At 70.9% G+C, this 15,620-nt stretch carries 12 protein-coding genes; 3 read left to right on the forward strand and 9 right to left on the reverse strand.

What is annotated here, in order from left to right:
- The first annotated feature begins 62 nt into the window (after nucleotides 1-62).
- Nucleotides 63-1,295, forward strand: coding sequence for a cytochrome P450 family protein (locus ABD832_RS33505; RefSeq protein ID WP_344903619.1), 1,233 nt, complete (start codon nucleotides 63-65; stop codon nucleotides 1,293-1,295).
- A gap of 161 nt (nucleotides 1,296-1,456) precedes the next feature.
- On the opposite strand, the gene aspS is transcribed toward ABD832_RS33505, so the two are convergent.
- Genes aspS through ABD832_RS33520 form a run of 3 tightly spaced genes read right to left on the reverse strand, consistent with a single transcriptional unit; the run spans nucleotide 1,457 to nucleotide 5,186 of the window.
- On the reverse strand, nucleotides 1,457-3,193 hold the full coding sequence (aspS, locus tag ABD832_RS33510; RefSeq protein ID WP_344903622.1) for an aspartate--tRNA ligase: 1,737 nt from the start codon (nucleotides 3,191-3,193) through the stop codon (nucleotides 1,457-1,459).
- Nucleotides 3,190-4,455 carry a histidine--tRNA ligase gene (hisS, locus tag ABD832_RS33515; RefSeq protein ID WP_344903625.1) on the reverse strand — a complete coding sequence of 422 codons (1,266 nt, stop codon included), beginning with the start codon at nucleotides 4,453-4,455 and terminating at the stop codon, nucleotides 3,190-3,192. The genes aspS and hisS overlap by 4 nt, the downstream gene beginning before the upstream one ends.
- Before the next feature lie 2 nt (nucleotides 4,456-4,457).
- Nucleotides 4,458-5,186 carry an MBL fold metallo-hydrolase gene (locus tag ABD832_RS33520; protein WP_344903628.1) on the reverse strand — a complete coding sequence of 243 codons (729 nt, stop codon included), beginning with the start codon at nucleotides 5,184-5,186 and terminating at the stop codon, nucleotides 4,458-4,460.
- Nucleotides 5,187-5,333: 147 nt separating this feature from the next.
- Between ABD832_RS33520 and ABD832_RS33525 the strand changes: the two genes are divergently transcribed.
- Complete coding sequence (locus ABD832_RS33525; protein WP_344903631.1) at nucleotides 5,334-6,203, forward strand: peptidylprolyl isomerase; 870 nt, start codon at nucleotides 5,334-5,336, stop codon at nucleotides 6,201-6,203.
- A 38-nt stretch (nucleotides 6,204-6,241) separates the two neighbouring features.
- Entirely contained in the window at nucleotides 6,242-7,492 is a 1,251-nt protein-coding gene (locus tag ABD832_RS33530) for a DUF349 domain-containing protein (RefSeq protein WP_344903634.1), read from the forward strand.
- 302 nt (nucleotides 7,493-7,794) lie between these two features.
- Here ABD832_RS33530 and ABD832_RS33535 read toward each other — a convergent pair whose 3' ends face one another.
- From ABD832_RS33535 to ruvB, 6 genes are all read right to left on the reverse strand, one after another.
- Complete coding sequence (locus ABD832_RS33535; protein ID WP_344903637.1) at nucleotides 7,795-9,990, reverse strand: RelA/SpoT family protein; 2,196 nt, start codon at nucleotides 9,988-9,990, stop codon at nucleotides 7,795-7,797.
- 239 nt (nucleotides 9,991-10,229) lie between these two features.
- Nucleotides 10,230-10,748, reverse strand: a complete 519-nt coding sequence (locus ABD832_RS33540; RefSeq protein ID WP_344903640.1) for an adenine phosphoribosyltransferase — start codon at nucleotides 10,746-10,748, stop codon at nucleotides 10,230-10,232.
- Between the two features lie 195 nt (nucleotides 10,749-10,943).
- The gene (gene secF / locus ABD832_RS33545; RefSeq protein ID WP_344903643.1) at nucleotides 10,944-12,038 is read right to left on the reverse strand and encodes a protein translocase subunit SecF; all 1,095 of its coding nucleotides are present in this window, start codon (nucleotides 12,036-12,038) and stop codon (nucleotides 10,944-10,946) included.
- Nucleotides 12,035-13,831: a protein translocase subunit SecD gene (gene secD / locus ABD832_RS33550; protein ID WP_344903646.1), complete on the reverse strand. Its 1,797-nt coding sequence runs from the start codon at nucleotides 13,829-13,831 to the stop codon at nucleotides 12,035-12,037. The genes secF and secD overlap by 4 nt, the downstream gene beginning before the upstream one ends.
- Nucleotides 13,832-13,914: 83 nt before the next feature.
- The gene (gene yajC, locus ABD832_RS33555) at nucleotides 13,915-14,388 is read right to left on the reverse strand and encodes a preprotein translocase subunit YajC (protein ID WP_344903649.1); all 474 of its coding nucleotides are present in this window, start codon (nucleotides 14,386-14,388) and stop codon (nucleotides 13,915-13,917) included.
- Between the two features lie 168 nt (nucleotides 14,389-14,556).
- Nucleotides 14,557-15,612, reverse strand: coding sequence for a Holliday junction branch migration DNA helicase RuvB (gene ruvB, locus ABD832_RS33560; RefSeq protein WP_344903653.1), 1,056 nt, complete (start codon nucleotides 15,610-15,612; stop codon nucleotides 14,557-14,559).
- Nucleotides 15,613-15,620 lie beyond the last annotated feature (8 nt).

Here is a 15,620-nt window from a genome sequence, read left to right on the forward strand (position 1 = left end):
TGCCCCTCTCTCCCGAGGCCAGACTCGAGACGGATCCTGTCCACCTCACGAGGGAGCACCCGATGGCGGAGAAGCTGAGCGGCGAGTTCGTGTTCGATCCCGAGTTCGGCCAGAACCCCTACGCGACCTACGCCGCGCTCCGCGAGAAGGGGCCCGTGCACGCCGTGCGCTCCCACACCGGCAGGGACGACTTCCTGGTCGTGGACTACGAGCACGGCCGCGCCGCGCTCGCCGACCCCAGGCTGGCCAAGGACTTCAGGCACGGCGCCGCCTCGCCCCAGCGGCGCGGCGACACCGACGACAACGGCGACACGGCCACGAGCAGCCCGCTGCTCGACAGGAACCTGCTCAACTCCGACCCGCCGGACCACACCCGGCTGCGCCGCCTGCTCTCCCGGGCCTTCACCCCCCGCCGCATCGAGAGCCTGCGCCCCCGGATCCAGGAGATCGCCGACGGGCTGGTCGACGGCATGGCGGGCAGGGGGCACGCCGACCTGCTCGACGAGTACGCCTTCCCGCTGCCCATCGTGGTGATCTGCGAGCTGCTCGGCATCCCGGCCGAGGACCGCGAGGACTTCCGGGTGTGGTCCACCACGCTGGTCAGCGCGACCCTGACCGAGGAGGACGCCCGGCGCCGGGTCGCGGCGAACCAGGACATCCGCGCCTACTTCGCCGGGATCATCGCCGCGCGCCGGGCCGAGCCCCGGGACGACATGGTCAGCGCGCTGGTCTCCGCCCGCGACGAGCGGGAACTGCTCAGCGAGCCGGAGCTGATCGCCGCGCTCACGCTGCTGCTCATCGCCGGGCACGAGACCACGGTCAACCTGATCGGCAACGGCGCGCTGGCCCTGCTGACCCATCCCGGGCAGCTGCGGCTGCTGCGGGAGCGGCCCGAGCTGCTGCCCTCGGCGGTCGAGGAGTTCCTGCGCTACGAGGGCCCGGTCGAGCGGGCCACCCTGCGGTTCGCCGCCGAGGACATGGAGATCGACGGCGTGACCGTCCCGCGGGGCTCCGTGGTGCACGTCGCCCTCGGGGCGGCCGACCGGGACCCGCGGGCCTTCGGCGACCCCGACGTCCTCGACATCACCCGCGGCGACAACCACCATCTGGCCTTCGGGCACGGCGTCCACTTCTGCCTGGGCGCGCACCTGGCCCGCCTGGAGGGCCGGATCGCCTTCGAGACGCTGCTGCGCCGGCTGCCCGGCCTCAGGCTCGCGTGCCCGCCCTCCGAGCTCTCCTGGCGCGGGAACGGCACGATCATCCGCGGCCTGCGGAGCCTGCCGGTCTCCTTCTGAGCACATGAAGCCCGGCCGTATGAGACCCGGCCGCGTGGGATCCGGCCGGTGAGACCCGGCCGCGGGGACCCACGGCCACGGGAAACGCACGGGGCCCGGCCCGGCCCGCGAGGGGACGGGCCGGGCCCAGGACGGAAGGCGCCGGGACGAGAGGCGCCGGGTCAGGCGCCGGTCTTGGGCCTGCCGTCGACGCCGGCCTCCTTGCGCTGCGCGGCCGTGATCGGGGTCGGCGCGCCGGTCAGCGGGTCGAAGCCGGAGGCCGTCTTGGGGAAGGCGATGACGTCGCGGATGGAGTCGCCGCCCGCGAGCAGCATGCAGATCCGGTCCCAGCCGTAGGCGATGCCGCCGTGCGGCGGCGGGCCGTAGGTGAACGCCTCCAGCAGGAAGCCGAACTTGTTCTCCGCCTCCTCCTTGGAGATGCCGAGCACGTCGAAGACGCGCTGCTGCATCTCGGCGCGGTGGATACGGATCGAGCCGCCGCCGATCTCCATGCCGTTGCAGACCATGTCGTAGGCGTAGGCCAAAGCCTCGCCGGGACGGTCCTGGAAGGTGTCGGCCCACTCGGGCTTGGGGCCGGTGAAGGGGTGGTGGACCGCGGTCCAGCCGCCCTCGCCGTCCTCCTCGAACATGGGGGCGTCGACGATCCACAGGAAGTTCCACGCGGACTCGTCGATCAGGCCGCAGCGGCGGCCGATCTCCAGGCGGGCCGCGCCGAGCAGGTCGCGGGAGGCGGAGGGGGCGCCGGCCGCGAAGAAGATCGCGTCACCGGGGGCGGCGCCCACCTCGGCGGCCAGGCCGGCCGCCTCGGTCTCCGACAGGTTCTTGGCGACCGGGCCGCCCAGCGTGCCGTCCTCGCCCACCAGGACGTACGCCAGCCCCTTGGCCCCGCGCGACCTGGCCCACTCCTGCCAGCCGTCGAGCTCCTTGCGGGTCTGCGAGGCGCCGCCCGGCATGACCACGGCGCCCACGTACGGGGCCTGGAAGACCCGGAAGGTGGTGTCGGCGAAGAAGCGCGTCATCTCCACGAGCTCCTGGCCGAAGCGCAGGTCGGGCTTGTCCGAGCCGTAGCGGGCCATGGCGTCGTGGTAGGTCATCCGGGGCAGCGGCACCGGCAGGTCGTGACCGACGGTCTCCTTCCAGATGCGCCCGATCAGCGCCTCGCCCAGGGCGATGACGTCGTCCTGGTCCACGAACGACATCTCGACGTCGATCTGGGTGAACTCCGGCTGCCGGTCGGCGCGCAGGTCCTCGTCGCGGTAGCACTTGGCGAGCTGGTAGTAGCGCTCCAGACCGGCCACCTGCAGCAGCTGCTTGAACAGCTGCGGCGACTGGGGCAGGGCGTACCAGCTGCCGGGCTGCAGGCGGACCGGGACCAGGAAGTCGCGGGCGCCCTCCGGGGTGGAGCGGGTCAGCGTCGGGGTCTCCACGTAGGTGAACCCGTGCTCGTTCATCACCTCGTGGGCGAGGTAGGTCGCCCGGGAGCGGATGCGCATGGCCTGCGCGACCTGCGGGCGGCGGATGTCGAGGTAGCGGTACTTGAGCCGGGCCTCCTCCGAGACGCCGGAGCCGCCCTCGATGGGGAACGGCAGCGGCGCCGACTCGCTGAGCACCTCGACCTCGGAGGCGACGACCTCGATCCGGCCGGTGGCCAGGTCGGGGTTCTCGTTGCCCTCGGGGCGGACCCGCACCTCGCCGACGACCTTGACGCAGTACTCGGCGCGCAGGCCGTGGGCGTCGTCCTCCTCGCGGAAGACCACCTGCGCGGAGCCGGAGGCGTCCCGCAGGTCGATGAAGACCACGCCGCCGTGGTCGCGGCGTCGCGCCACCCATCCGGCGAGCGTCACCGGCTGCCCGGCGTGCTCCTCGCGCAGTGATCCCGCTTCGTGCGTGCGGATCATTTGTCCAGTCTCTCCTTCAGCATGGTGACGATCTCGGCGAGCGGCACGGCGGCCTGGTCCCCGCTGACCAGGTCCTTGACCTGCGCGACCCCCGCGGCGATGTCCCGCTCACCGAGGATCACCGCGTGGCTCGCCCCGGAGCGGTCCGCGCCCTTCATGGCGCCCTTGACACCCTTGCCGCCGAACGCCATGTCGGCGGCCAGACCGGCCCGGCGCAGCTCGGTGACGAGAAGGAACATCCGGCGGCGCGCCTCCTCACCCAGCGGCACACCGTACACCTGGACGCGTGCCTCGGCGCTCTCGCCCCCGAGCAGGCCCTCGGCCTCCATGGCCAGGACCGTGCGGTCGACGCCGAGCGCCCAGCCGACGCTGGGCAGGGCCGGGCCGCCGAGCATCTCGCTCAGCCCGTCGTAGCGTCCCCCGCCGCCGACCGCGGACTGCGCGCCGAGCCCGTCGTGGACGAACTCGAACGTGGTGCGCGTGTAGTAGTCCAGACCGCGCACCAGCCGGGGGTCGTCGGTGTAGGGGACGCCGGAGGCGGTCAGCAGCGAGCGGACCTCCTCGTGGTAGGTCTTGCACGCCTCGCACAGGTGGTCGACGACCAGCGGCGCCCCGGCCAGCTGCGCCTGCACGTCGGGGCGCTTGTCGTCCAGGACGCGCAACGGGTTGATCTCGATCCGCTGCCGGGTGGGCTCGTCGAGGTCGAGGCCGCGCAGGAACTCCTGGAGCGCGGCCCGGTAGACCGGGCGGCACTCCTTGTCGCCCAGCGTGTTGACCAGCAACCGGACCCCGGTGAGCCCCAGGCCGGCGTAGCCGTCGACGGCCAGCAGGATCAGCTCGGCGTCCAGCGCCGGGTCCTCGGCGCCCAGCGCCTCGGCGCCGACCTGCGAGAAGTGACGGTAGCGGCCCTTCTGCGCCCGCTCGTAGCGGAACTGACTGCCCGAGTACCACAGTTTCACCGGGAGCTGCCCGTTCTGCAGGCCGTGCTGGAGCACCGCCCGCACCACCGAGGCGGTGCCCTCCGGGCGCAGCGTGATGGAGCGCCCGCCTTTGTCCTCGAAGGTGTACATCTCCTTGGAGACGATGTCGGTCGACTCCCCCACACCCCGGACGAAGAGCGCGGTGTCCTCGAAGACCGGGGTCTCGATGTAGCCGTAGCCCGCCCGGCGGGCCGGGGCGATCAGTGTCTCGCGTACCTGCAGCGCTCGCTCGGAGCGCGGCGGGAGCCAGTCGAAGGTGCCCTTGGGCGCCTGCAAAGTCATGTCTAAAGTCCCCTGCCGGGGCCGCCGTCGTGCCGGACCTCCGCGGGGCCTGCGCCCGCGGCCTTCTTCGCCTCCGCGAGGTAGGGGTTGGTGGCACGCTCGTGGCCGATGGTGGTCTGTGGTCCGTGGCCGGGCAGCACGACCGTCTCCTCCGGCAGCGGCAGGCACTTGGCCGCCAGGCTGCGCAGGATGGTCGGGTAGTCGCCGCCCGGAAGGTCTGTGCGGCCGATGGAGCCGGCGAACAGCAGGTCGCCCGAGAACATCACATCCGGGATCTCCTCGGCGGCGGGCAGCCTGAACGTCACCGACCCCCTGGTATGGCCCGGGGTGTGGTCGACGGTGAGCTCCAGCCCCGCCAGCCGCAGCACCTCGCCGTCGGCGAGCTCGCGCACGTCGTCGGGCTCGGTGAAGGTCATCCCGCCGAAGAGCTGCTGCCGGGTCGACAGCGACAGCCCGCGGCCCGGGTCGGAGAGCAGCTCGCGGTCCTCCGGGTGGATCCACGCCGGGACGTCACGCGCCCCGCAGACCGGGGCGACCGACCACATGTGATCGACGTGCCCGTGGGTGACCAGCACCGCGACCGGCTTGAGCCGGTGCTCGCGCAGCAGGTCGTCGAGGTCGCCGACGGCGTTCTGACCGGGATCGACGACCACGCACTCCTCTCCCGCGGCGGGAGCGACGACGTAGCAGTTGGTCTGGAAGGCCCCTGCGGGAAAGCCGGCGATGAGCATCTGCCTCAGCTGATCTCGTCAAGAATGCGGATGGGAATGTAACCGAAGGGTACCGGTGCGGGTCGGCGGGCTGCGAACCATTACCCATTGGCCGATACGATTCGCCCACCTCATTAAGTACTACTCGGCACTCGGGAGGGCGAAGCGGTGAGCGGCGGCAAGGAGCGTCAGAAGCAGTTGGCGCGCGAGCACTACGAGCGGCAGATGCAGCGGCGTCTCGAACGCGAGGCCAGGGGCAAGCGGAACGCGATCATCGGCACCAGCGTGGCCGCCGTGGTGGTCGTGGGAGGTGTGATCGCCGCGACCACCCTGCTGGGCGGCGGGTCGGACACGACGGCGACCGCGACCTCCGACCCGGCCCCGTCCGCCAGCGCGTCGGCGTCCTCCTCGGGGGCGGCGGAGGCCAAGCCCGCGGCGTTCGACCCGGACGCGGGCACCTGTGGCTACGCCGCCTCCCCCGGTGGCGCGGTCAAGGACGTCGGCCTGCCCCCGGCGAAGGTCGACAAGAGCCCGAAGAAGATGACGCTGAAGACCAGCCAGGGCGACATCGTGATCGAGGTGTCGGCGGACAAGACGCCGTGCACGGTCAACTCCTTCGCCTTCCTGGCCAAGAAGAAGTACTTCAACGGCTCCAAGTGCCACCGGCTGGGGTCGGCCCAGTTCCCCATGCTGCAGTGCGGCGACCCGCTGGCCAAGGCCGACGGCAAGAGCCAGACCGACGGCCAGGGCGGGCCCGGCTACCGCTTCGTCAACGAGAACCTGGAGGGGGCCAAGTACAGCCGCGGCGTCGTGGCCATGGCCAACAGCGGCCCCGACACCAACGGCAGCCAGTTCTTCATCGTCTACGGCGACGCCCCGCTGACGCCGGACTACACACCGTTCGGTACGGTCACCAAGGGCCTGGAGATCCTTGACAAGGTGAACAAGGCGGGGGTCATCACCCCGGGACCGGACGGCACCGGCGCACCAAAGGAAACCGTCGAAATCAAAGACGTGACAATGTCCAGCAAGAGCTGACGTAATACATACAAGGGGCGGCAAGTCCCGAAAGGCTGATGAAAGTGCGGGAGGACACGGTGAGCACCGACCCGTGGGGCCGGGTAGACGACGACGGCACCGTCTACGTACGTACGGCTGAGGGAGAACGGGCCGTCGGGTCCTGGCAGGCCGGCGAACCGGAGGAGGCCCTTGCCTACTTCCGTCGCAAGTTCGACGAGCTGGCCGGGCAGGTCGCCCTGCTGGAGCAGCGGGTCCGCGGCACCGACCTGCCGCCCGCCCAGGCCGAGGCGACCATCGTCAAGCTCCGTGAGGCGATCACCGACGCGCACGCGGTCGGCGACCTGGACGCGCTGCTGGCCCGCCTGGGCGCCCTCACCGAGCTGGTCGCCCGGCGCCGGGAGGAGGTCAAGGCCGCCCGTGACGTGGCCAGGGCGGAGGCCAAGGGCATCAAGGAGCGGATCGTCGCCGAGGCCGAGCGGATCGCCGAGGACACCACCCACTGGAAGACGGGGGGTGAGCGGCTGCGCCAGCTGATCGAGGAGTGGAAGGCCGCCGAGCGCATCGACCGGGTGACCGAGGCGGCCCTGTGGAAGCGCCTGTCGGCGGCCCGCACGGCCTTCGCCAAGCGGCGCAAGGCCTACTTCGCCGGGCTGGACGAGCAGCGTGAGGGTGTGCGCTCGGCCAAGGAGCGCATCGTGGCCGAGGCCGAGGAGCTGGCCTCGTCCACCGACTGGGGGACCACCGCGTCGGCCTACCGCGACCTGATGCAGCAGTGGAAGAACGCGGGCCGGGCCTCCCGCGAGGTGGAGGACGAGCTCTGGGGCCGCTTCAAGGGCGCCCAGGATCGGTTCTTCCAGGCGCGTTCGGCCGTCTTCGCCGAGCGCGACGCCTCGCTGGCCGCCAACGCCGAGGTCAAGGAGCAGCTGCTGACCGAGGCGGAGAAGATCCTCCCGGTCACCGACGCCCGGGCGGCCCGGAGCGCCCTGCGGGGTCTGCTGGAGCGCTGGGAGGCGGCCGGGGCGGTCCCGCGCGAGCAGCGCGACCGCCTGGAGGGCGGCCTGCGCAAGATCGACGAAGCGGTCCGCAAGGCCGAGGAGACGGAGTGGAAGCGCTCCAACCCCGAGGCCCGCGCCCGCGCCCAGAACACCGTCGACCAGCTGCGCAAGTCCATCGCCCAGCTGGAGGCCCGCCTGGCCAAGGCGCAGGAGGCCGGTAAGGACAAGGACGTCAAGGACGCCGAGGAGGCCCTGGCCGCCCGCCGTTCCTGGCTGGAGGAGGCCGAGCGCACGCTCGCCGAGTTCTCCTGAACCACCCTCCGGCGCCGCGGCCCGCGGGCGTGGCGCCGGAGGAACCTTCCGGGGAGCCGGGACCACCGCGGTCCCCGGAGACCCCCGGAGGAGCCGGGGCCGTCGATCCCCCAAGACCGCCCGGAGTGGTGCCGCGGGAGAACCGGGACGTCCGTTGCCGACGTGACGCTGCGGGACCGGCGGGCATGAGAGCGGGAAGATCGGGACGTCCGTTCCCGACGTGACGCCGCGGGAGCCGGGCCGCGTTCCGGCGGACCGTTCCTCGCGGGAGGCGTCCCCCGGAGCCCGTCAGGCGGGTGTTCTCAGGAACCGGCTCCGCTGACCCGGTAGACGTCGTACACGCCCTGGATGTTGCGGACCGCCTTCAGCACGTGCCCCAGGTGCTTGGGGTCGCCCATCTCGAAGGTGAACCTGCTGATCGCCACCCTGTCCCTGGACGTCGTCACCGACGCGGACAGGATGTTGACGTGCTGGTCGGAGAGCGTGCGGGTGACGTCGGAGAGCAGGCGAGGCCGGTCCAGCGCCTCGACCTGCAGGGCGACCAGGAAGACCGAGTCGTCCGCGGCGGACCAGGCGACCTCGACCAGGCGGTCGGGCTCGGAGGTGAGCTGGTCCATGTTCGGGCAGTTGGTGCGGTGCACCGACACGCCGTGCCCGCGGGTGACGAAGCCCACGATCTCGTCGCCCGGCACCGGGGTGCAGCAGCGCGACAGGCGTACCCAGACGTCGGAGTCGCCCGCGACGACCACCCCGGCGCCGCCGCTGCCACGCGGCCGGCCGCGCAGCTTGGTGGGCACGGAGGTCTCGGCGATGTCCTCCTCGGCGCCCTCCACTCCCCCGATGGACGTCACGAGCTTCTGCACGACCGTCTGCGCGGCGACGTGGCCCTCGCCGACGGCCGCGTACAGCGCGGAGACGTCGGCGTAGCGCAGGTCCCTGGCGAGGGCCAGGAGGGACTCTCCCGACATCAGGCGCTGCAACGGCAGGCCCTGCTTGCGCATGGCGCGGCCGATCGCCTCCTTGCCGGCCTCGATCGCGGTCTCGCGGCGCTCCTTGGAGAACCACTGGCGGATCTTGTTACGGGCCCGGCCGGACTTGACGAACTTCAGCCAGTCGCGCGAGGGTCCCGCGTCGGGCGACTTGGAGGTGAAGATCTCCACGGTGTCGCCGTTGCTCAGCCGCGACTCCAGGGGCACCAGGCGGCCGTTGACCCGGGCGCCGATGCAGCGGTGGCCGACCTCGGTGTGCACGGCGTAGGCGAAGTCGACCGGCGTCGCGTTCTCGGGCAGCGCGATCACCTGGCCCCGGGGCGTGAAGACGTACACCTCGGAGACCGACAGGTCGAAGCGGAGCGACTCCAGGAACTCGCCCGGGTCGGCGGTCTCCTTCTGCCAGTCGAGCAGCTGGCGCAGCCAGGCCATGTCGCTGGCGGGCTTCAGCTTCGACCCGGCGGGACCGGAGGTGGTCGTGTCCTCCTTGTACTTCCAGTGCGCGGCCACGCCGTACTCGGCCCTGTGGTGCATGCCGTTGGTACGGATCTGCAGCTCGACGGGCTTGCCCTCGGGGCCGATGACCGTGGTGTGCAGCGACTGGTACATGTTGAACTTGGGCATCGCGATGTAGTCCTTGAACCGGCCGGGCACCGGGTTCCATCGCGCGTGAATCGTTCCCAGCGCCGCGTAGCAGTCGCGGACGGTGTCGACCAGGACCCGGATGCCCACCAGGTCGTAGATGTCGTCGAAGGCGACGTCCCTGGCGATCATCTTCTGGTAGACCGAGTAGTAGTGCTTGGGGCGGCCCTTGACGGTCGCGCGGATCTTGGCGTCGCGCAGGTCGCCGGAGACCTTCTCGATGACCTCCTGCAGGAACAGGTCCCTGCGGGGGGCGCGCTCGGAGACCATGCGGGCGATCTCGTCGTAGCGCTTGGGGTAGAGCATGGCGAACGCGAGGTCCTCCAGCTCCCACTTGATGGTGTTCATGCCCAGCCGGTGGGCGAGCGGCGCGAAGATCTCCAGCGTCTCGCGGGACTTCTGGTGCCGCTTGTGCTCGGGCAGGTAGCGCATGGTGCGCATGTTGTGCAGCCGGTCGGCGAGCTTGATCACCAGCACCCGGATGTCGCGGGACATCGCCACGACCATCTTGCGCACGGTCTCGGCCTCGGCCGCGTCGCCGAACTTGACCTTGTCGAGCTTGGTGACGCCGTCGACCAGCAGCGCGATGTTGTCGCCGAAGTCCGAGCGCAGTTCGTCCAGGCCGTAGGCGGTGTCCTCGACGGTGTCGTGCAGCAGCGCGGCGCAGAGCGTCTCGTCGTCGGTGCCCAGCTCGGCGAGGATCGTCGCCACCGCCAGGGGGTGGGTGATGTAGGGGTCGCCGCTCTTGCGCTTCTGGTCGCGGTGGTGGTGGGCGGCCACGTCGTAGGCGCGCTCGATGAGCCTCAGGTCCGCCTTGGGATGGGTCGCGCGGACCGTTCGGAACAGGGGCTCCAGAACCGGGTTCATGCCACCACCCCACTGCCCCCCAAGACGCGCAAGCCTTCGCCTTACCGCCGGCTTCTCCTCGGCGGTTCCGGACATGGCAGAACCGGCATCGCCTGCGGGGGCGGTCGTCTCGGGACCACCGCCGCCGCCGGCGGTCGTGTCGGGGACGACCACATCACGGGGCACTCAGACTCCCTACGTTCGAGTCCAGATTCTTCAGTGTATCCAGACCGAGTTGTGTGCATTCGTCCGCGGGTGGGTCAAACGACGACCAAGGAGCGCACCTCGACGTCGGTCAGGCGCTCGCGCCCCTTGAGGAAGGCCAGCTCCATGAGCACGGCGAGGGCGACGACATCGGCGCCCGCCCTGCGGACCAGCTCCACCGCCGCCCGTGCCGTGCCGCCGGTGGCGAGCACGTCGTCGACGATCAGGACCCGCTCTCCGGGGACGAACGCGTCCCGGTGGACCTCGATGACGGCGGAGCCGTACTCCAGATCGTAGGACTCCTCAAGCGTCTCAGAGGGCAGTTTGCCTTTCTTGCGTACCGGAACGAAGCCCGCGCCCGCCCGGAGGGCCGCCGGGGCGGCCAGGATGAAGCCGCGCGCCTCGATTCCCACGATCTTGTCCACCTCGTACATCCCGGCCAGTTCGTCGGTCACCGCCGCGAACGCGACCGGGTCGGCCAGCAGCGGGGTGATGTCCTTGAACAGCACGCCGGGCTTCGGGTAGTCGGGTACGTCGCGGATGCGGTCGAGGATCAGGTTGCTGAGCTCGGTCATGGCGGTACTCCTGGGGCGGGAGGGGCGGGAGGGCGACGGGCGGGACGGGCGCGCGGGGCCGGGCAGGAGGAACGGGCGGCGGAGGAAGATCGGGGCGGACGGACGGGCTGGGCGAGCCGGGCTGGGCCGGACGGGTGGGGGAAGACGAACGCCTCCGCTCCCTGTGCGGGGAGCGGAGGCGCTGACTGCCCTGAGCTACCTCTTCTTGCGTTTGTCGCCGGACGGCGTGGCCGCGCGGGTGGCCCCGCCACGGCCGGCGGTCGTGGTGCCCCCCGTGCCGCCCGCACCGCCCGCGGCTCCGGCGGTGACCGGCTGACGCGCCGCCGCCTTCGCCCCGGAGGTGCCGTGCGAGGAGAGCCTGCGGGCGATCGCCTGGTAGCGCGGCTCGCGCTCCTTCAGCGTGACCAGCAGCGGCGTCGCCACACAGAGCGAGGAGTAGGTACCGACGATCATGCCGACGAACAGCGAGAGCGACAGGTCCTTCAGCGTGCCGGCGCCGAACAGCGTGGTGCCGATGAACAGGATCGCCGCCACCGGCAGGATCGCCACCAGGGTGGTGTTCAGCGACCGGATCAGCGTGTGGTTCAGCGCGTTGTTGGCGGCCTCGGTGTAGGTCATCTTGGAGGTCGTGCCGAGCTTGGCGGTGACCTCCTTGATCATGTCGAACACGACGACGGCGTCGTAGAGCGAGTAGCCGAGGATCGTCAGGAAGCCCAGCAGGGTGGCCGGGGTGACCTCGAACCCGGACCAGGCGTAGACACCGGCGGTGATCACCAGGTCGTGCAGCAGTGCCACGACCGCGGCCAGCGCCATCTTCCACTCGAAGGCCATTGTCAGGTACAGGATGATCGCCAGCATGAAGACGATCAGTCCGATGATGGCCTTGTCGGCCACCTGACCGCCCCAGGACGCGCCGATCACCTGCAGGGTGACGTCGTTCTGCCGGAGCTCGAACTCGTTCGCCACCGCCTTCTGCACCGCGGAGACCCGCTCGGCGGGCAGGCTCTCGGTGGTGACCCGCCAGCCGTTCTGGGTCGTCTGGGCGATGACCTGGTGGGCGCCGGACTCGGCGAAGGTGCCGCGGACCTGCTCGATCGTGGCGGTCGGGGCCTTGAACGAGAAGACCGAGCCGCCCTTGAACTCCACGCCCAGGTTGAGGCCGTTGAAGAGCAGACCGGCGACGGAGATCAACAGCAGGATGCCGGAGAGGCTGTACCAGAGCTTCTGGCGGCCGACGAAGTCGACGTTGACCTCGCCCCGGTACAGCCGGCGCGCGATGCCGGACATCATGCCTCCTGCGGAACGGTCTTGGGGGCGACGACGGACTCGCTCATGCGCTCGGCGTCGAGGCCGGAGAGCTTGTGACCCCTGGAGAAGAACTTCAGCTTCGCCAGCAGCGCGACGAACGGCTTGGTGAACATGAACACCACCGCGATGTCGATGAGGGTGGTCAGGCCCATCGCGAAGGCGAACCCGGCCACACCGCCGACCGCCAGGAAGTACAGCACCACGGCGGCGATGAACATGACCGCGTCGGCGATGAGGATGGTGCGCCGGGCACGGACCCAGGCGACCTCGACGGCCGCGCGCAGCGAGCGCCGGCCCTCCTTCATCTCGTCACGGATGCGTTCGAAGTAGACGATGAACGAGTCCGCGGTGATACCGATGGACACGATCAGGCCGATGATGTGCGGCAGCGAGAGGCGGAAGCCCGCCAGCGCGCCGAGCAGCACCACGGCCTGGTAGGTCACGATCGACGCCACGAGCAGGCTCAGCACCGAGACGACGCCGAGGCCCCGGTAGTAGAGCATCGAGTAGACCACGACCAGCAGCAGGCCGATCGCGCCCGCGGTGAGACCGCCGCGCAGCTGGTCGGCGCCCAGTGTGGAGGAGACCTCCTCGATGGAGCTCTTCTCGAACTTCAGCGGCAGCGCGCCGAACTTGAGCTGGTTGGCCAGCTCGTCGGCGGTCGCCTGGGTGAAGCTGCCGGAGATCTGCGCCCGGCCGCCGGTGATGGGCTCCTGGATGACGGGCGCGGAGATGACCACGCCGTCGAGGACCATGGCGACCTGGTTGCGCGGGGCCTGCGAGTTGAAGGCGGTGGTGGTGACCTTCGACCACTGGTCGGGGCCCTGGCCCTTGAAGGAGAGCTGGACGAGCCACTCGCCGGTGGTCTGGTCGACGCCCGACGAGGCGGAGTCGATCGAGGTGCCGGTCACGGCGGCCTTCTCCAGGACGTACTTGGCGCTGCCGTCGGTGCTGCAGCCGACGTACTGCTTGTCCGGGGCGTCCTGGGCTCCCTTGCCGGCGTCCTTGGCGCAGTCGAGCGTCTCGAACTGCTTTAGGGCCGCCGGGTCGATGCCGGTGGTGTCCATGCCCGCCGCCGGGTCCTGCGGGTTCTGGGGCGCGGTGGGCATGGTGCTCGGCTGGGTGGTGGGCGGGGCGCTGGCGCCGGGGCTGGCGTCCGGCTTGGCCGACCCGTTGCCGCTCGGCTCGGCCGAGGGAGGCGTGGCGGGGGCCGGGGTGGCACCGGTGAGCGCCGACGACAGTGCGCGACCGGCCGGCGAGGCGCCGGTGTCGGGCGCGGCGGTCGTGCCGGGCTTCGGGGTCGTGGACTCCGCGGGCTCCGCGGGCTCGGCCTTCTTGTCGCCCTTGTCGCCCTTGTCGCCCTTGCCTGAGGCCGTGGGCGACGGCGACGGGGTCGGCGCCTTGGTGGACAGCTGTCCCGGGGGCGCGGGCGAGCCGGGCCCGACCGCCAGCACCTGGCGGAACCTCAGTTCCGCGGTGGTGCCGACCAGCTTGACGACCTCCTCCTGGCCCGCGCCGGGGACGGAGATGACGATGTTGTCACCGGACTTGGCGACCTCGGCGTCGGAGATGCCGGTGCCGTTCACCCGATCCCGGATGATGTTCACGGCGAGGTCGAGGCTCTCCTCGGTGGGGGCGGTCCCGTTCGGCGTGATGGGCGACAGCGTCACTGTCGTGCCGCCGGCGAGGTCAAGGCCGTACTCGGGGGTGTACGCCTTGTTGAGGAGCATCGCCCCGCCCATGGCGAGAATGATCGCCAGGAGCAACAGGAGCATGCGCCCCGGTCTGCTCTGGCTGCTGGTCGGTCGGGCCACTGGTCGTCAGTTCTTTCGGCTATAGGGACTGATGGGGATCCTGCTCACGGTTTCCTGATCGTCGAGTCCTGGTCCTCGCCGCGCTGCTCGGCGGTCTTCGGCGTGTCCTGGACGACCGGGGTGACCGGCGTCGCCGGGGTGACCGGGTCGACGGTGCCTGCGGTGTCGACGGCCTTGAGGTCCTCCTCGGCGTCGTCGACGGGGACCAGGACACGGCCGATCGCCGCCTTGACCCACCGGGTCTCGACTCCGGGGGCGATCTCCAGGATCACGTCGTCGGCGTCGATGGCCACCACGGTCGCGAACAGACCCGTCGTGGTCATCACGCCGGTGCCGGGCGTGAGGCTGTTCTGCATCTTGGCCTGTTCCTGCTGCCGCTTGCGCTGCGGGCGGATGAGCAGGAAGTAGAACACCACGACCATGAGAGCGATCATGATCAAACTCGAATAGCTGTCGCCCACGGGGCCGCTCCCTCTCTTGAGAATGACCGGCGGAAGCCGGACGTCTTGTACGGCCACGCCACTCAGCACGTCAGCCTACACAGCCGGCCAAGCCTAGGAGTTTAGGCGAGCTGTTAGGAGCGCGGCAACGAGGTCACGTTTCGGCGCACGAGGAAGTTCCCATTTCGATACTCTTGTCATTGATCTGTGATCAATCCCGTACGTTCTCCCTACCGCTTCCTCACGCTATATCTTCCCGGGCTCGTCCCCGAGCCCGACGAGGAACGAGGCGCCGAAGGCGTCCGGCGGAGGGGTCAGCCCCAGGTGGGTCCAGGCCGCGGCGGTCGCCACCCGGCCCCTGGGCGTACGGGCCAGCAGCCCCTGGCGCACCAGGAACGGCTCGGCCACCACCTCGACCGTCTCCGGCTCCTCCCCCACCGCGACCGCCAGCGTCGACAGCCCCACCGGCCCGCCGCCGAACTTGCGCAGCAGCGCCCCGAGCACCGCCCGGTCCAGCCGGTCGAGCCCCTCGGCGTCGACCTCGTAGAGGTTGAGCGCGGCCGAGGCGATGTCCTTGGTCACCACGCCGCCGGCGCGGACCTCGGCGAAGTCGCGGACCCGGCGCAGCAGGCGGTTGGCGATACGGGGCGTGCCGCGCGAACGCCCGGCGATCTCCTGGGCCGCGTCGGCGGGAAGGGTGACGCCCAGCAGCCGCGAGGAGCGGTGCAGCACCTGCTCCAGCTCGGCGACCCCGTAGAAGTCCATGTGCGCGACGAAGCCGAAGCGGTCGCGCAGCGGCGCGGGCAGCATGCCGGCCCGGGTGGTGGCCCCGACCAGGGTGAACGGGGCGATCTCCAGCGGGATGGCGGTCGCCCCCGGCCCCTTGCCCACCACGATGTCGACGCGGAAGTCCTCCATCGCGAGGTAGAGCATCTCCTCGGCGGGCCTGGCCATCCGGTGGATCTCGTCGATGAACAGGACCTCGCCCTCCGACAGGGTCGACAGGATCGCCGCGAGGTCACCGGCCCGTTCCAGCGCGGGCCCGGAGGTGATCCGCAGCGGCACCGACAGCTCGGTCGCGATGATCATGGAGAGGGTCGTCTTGCCGAGTCCCGGGCCGCCGCTCATCAGCACGTGGTCCGGCGGCCGGTTGCGCCGCAGCGCGCTCTGCAGCACCAGCGAGAGCTGCTCACGCACCCGCGCCTGGCCGATGAACTCGTCCAGCCGCTTGGGCCGCAGCGCCGCCTCGATGTTCTGCTCGTCGTCCTCGGCGTCCGGCGACACCAGGTCCCGCTCGCTCACGCTCCCCC

Source organism: Streptosporangium longisporum (assembly GCF_039534895.1).
Classification (GTDB): domain Bacteria; phylum Actinomycetota; class Actinomycetes; order Streptosporangiales; family Streptosporangiaceae; genus Streptosporangium; species Streptosporangium longisporum.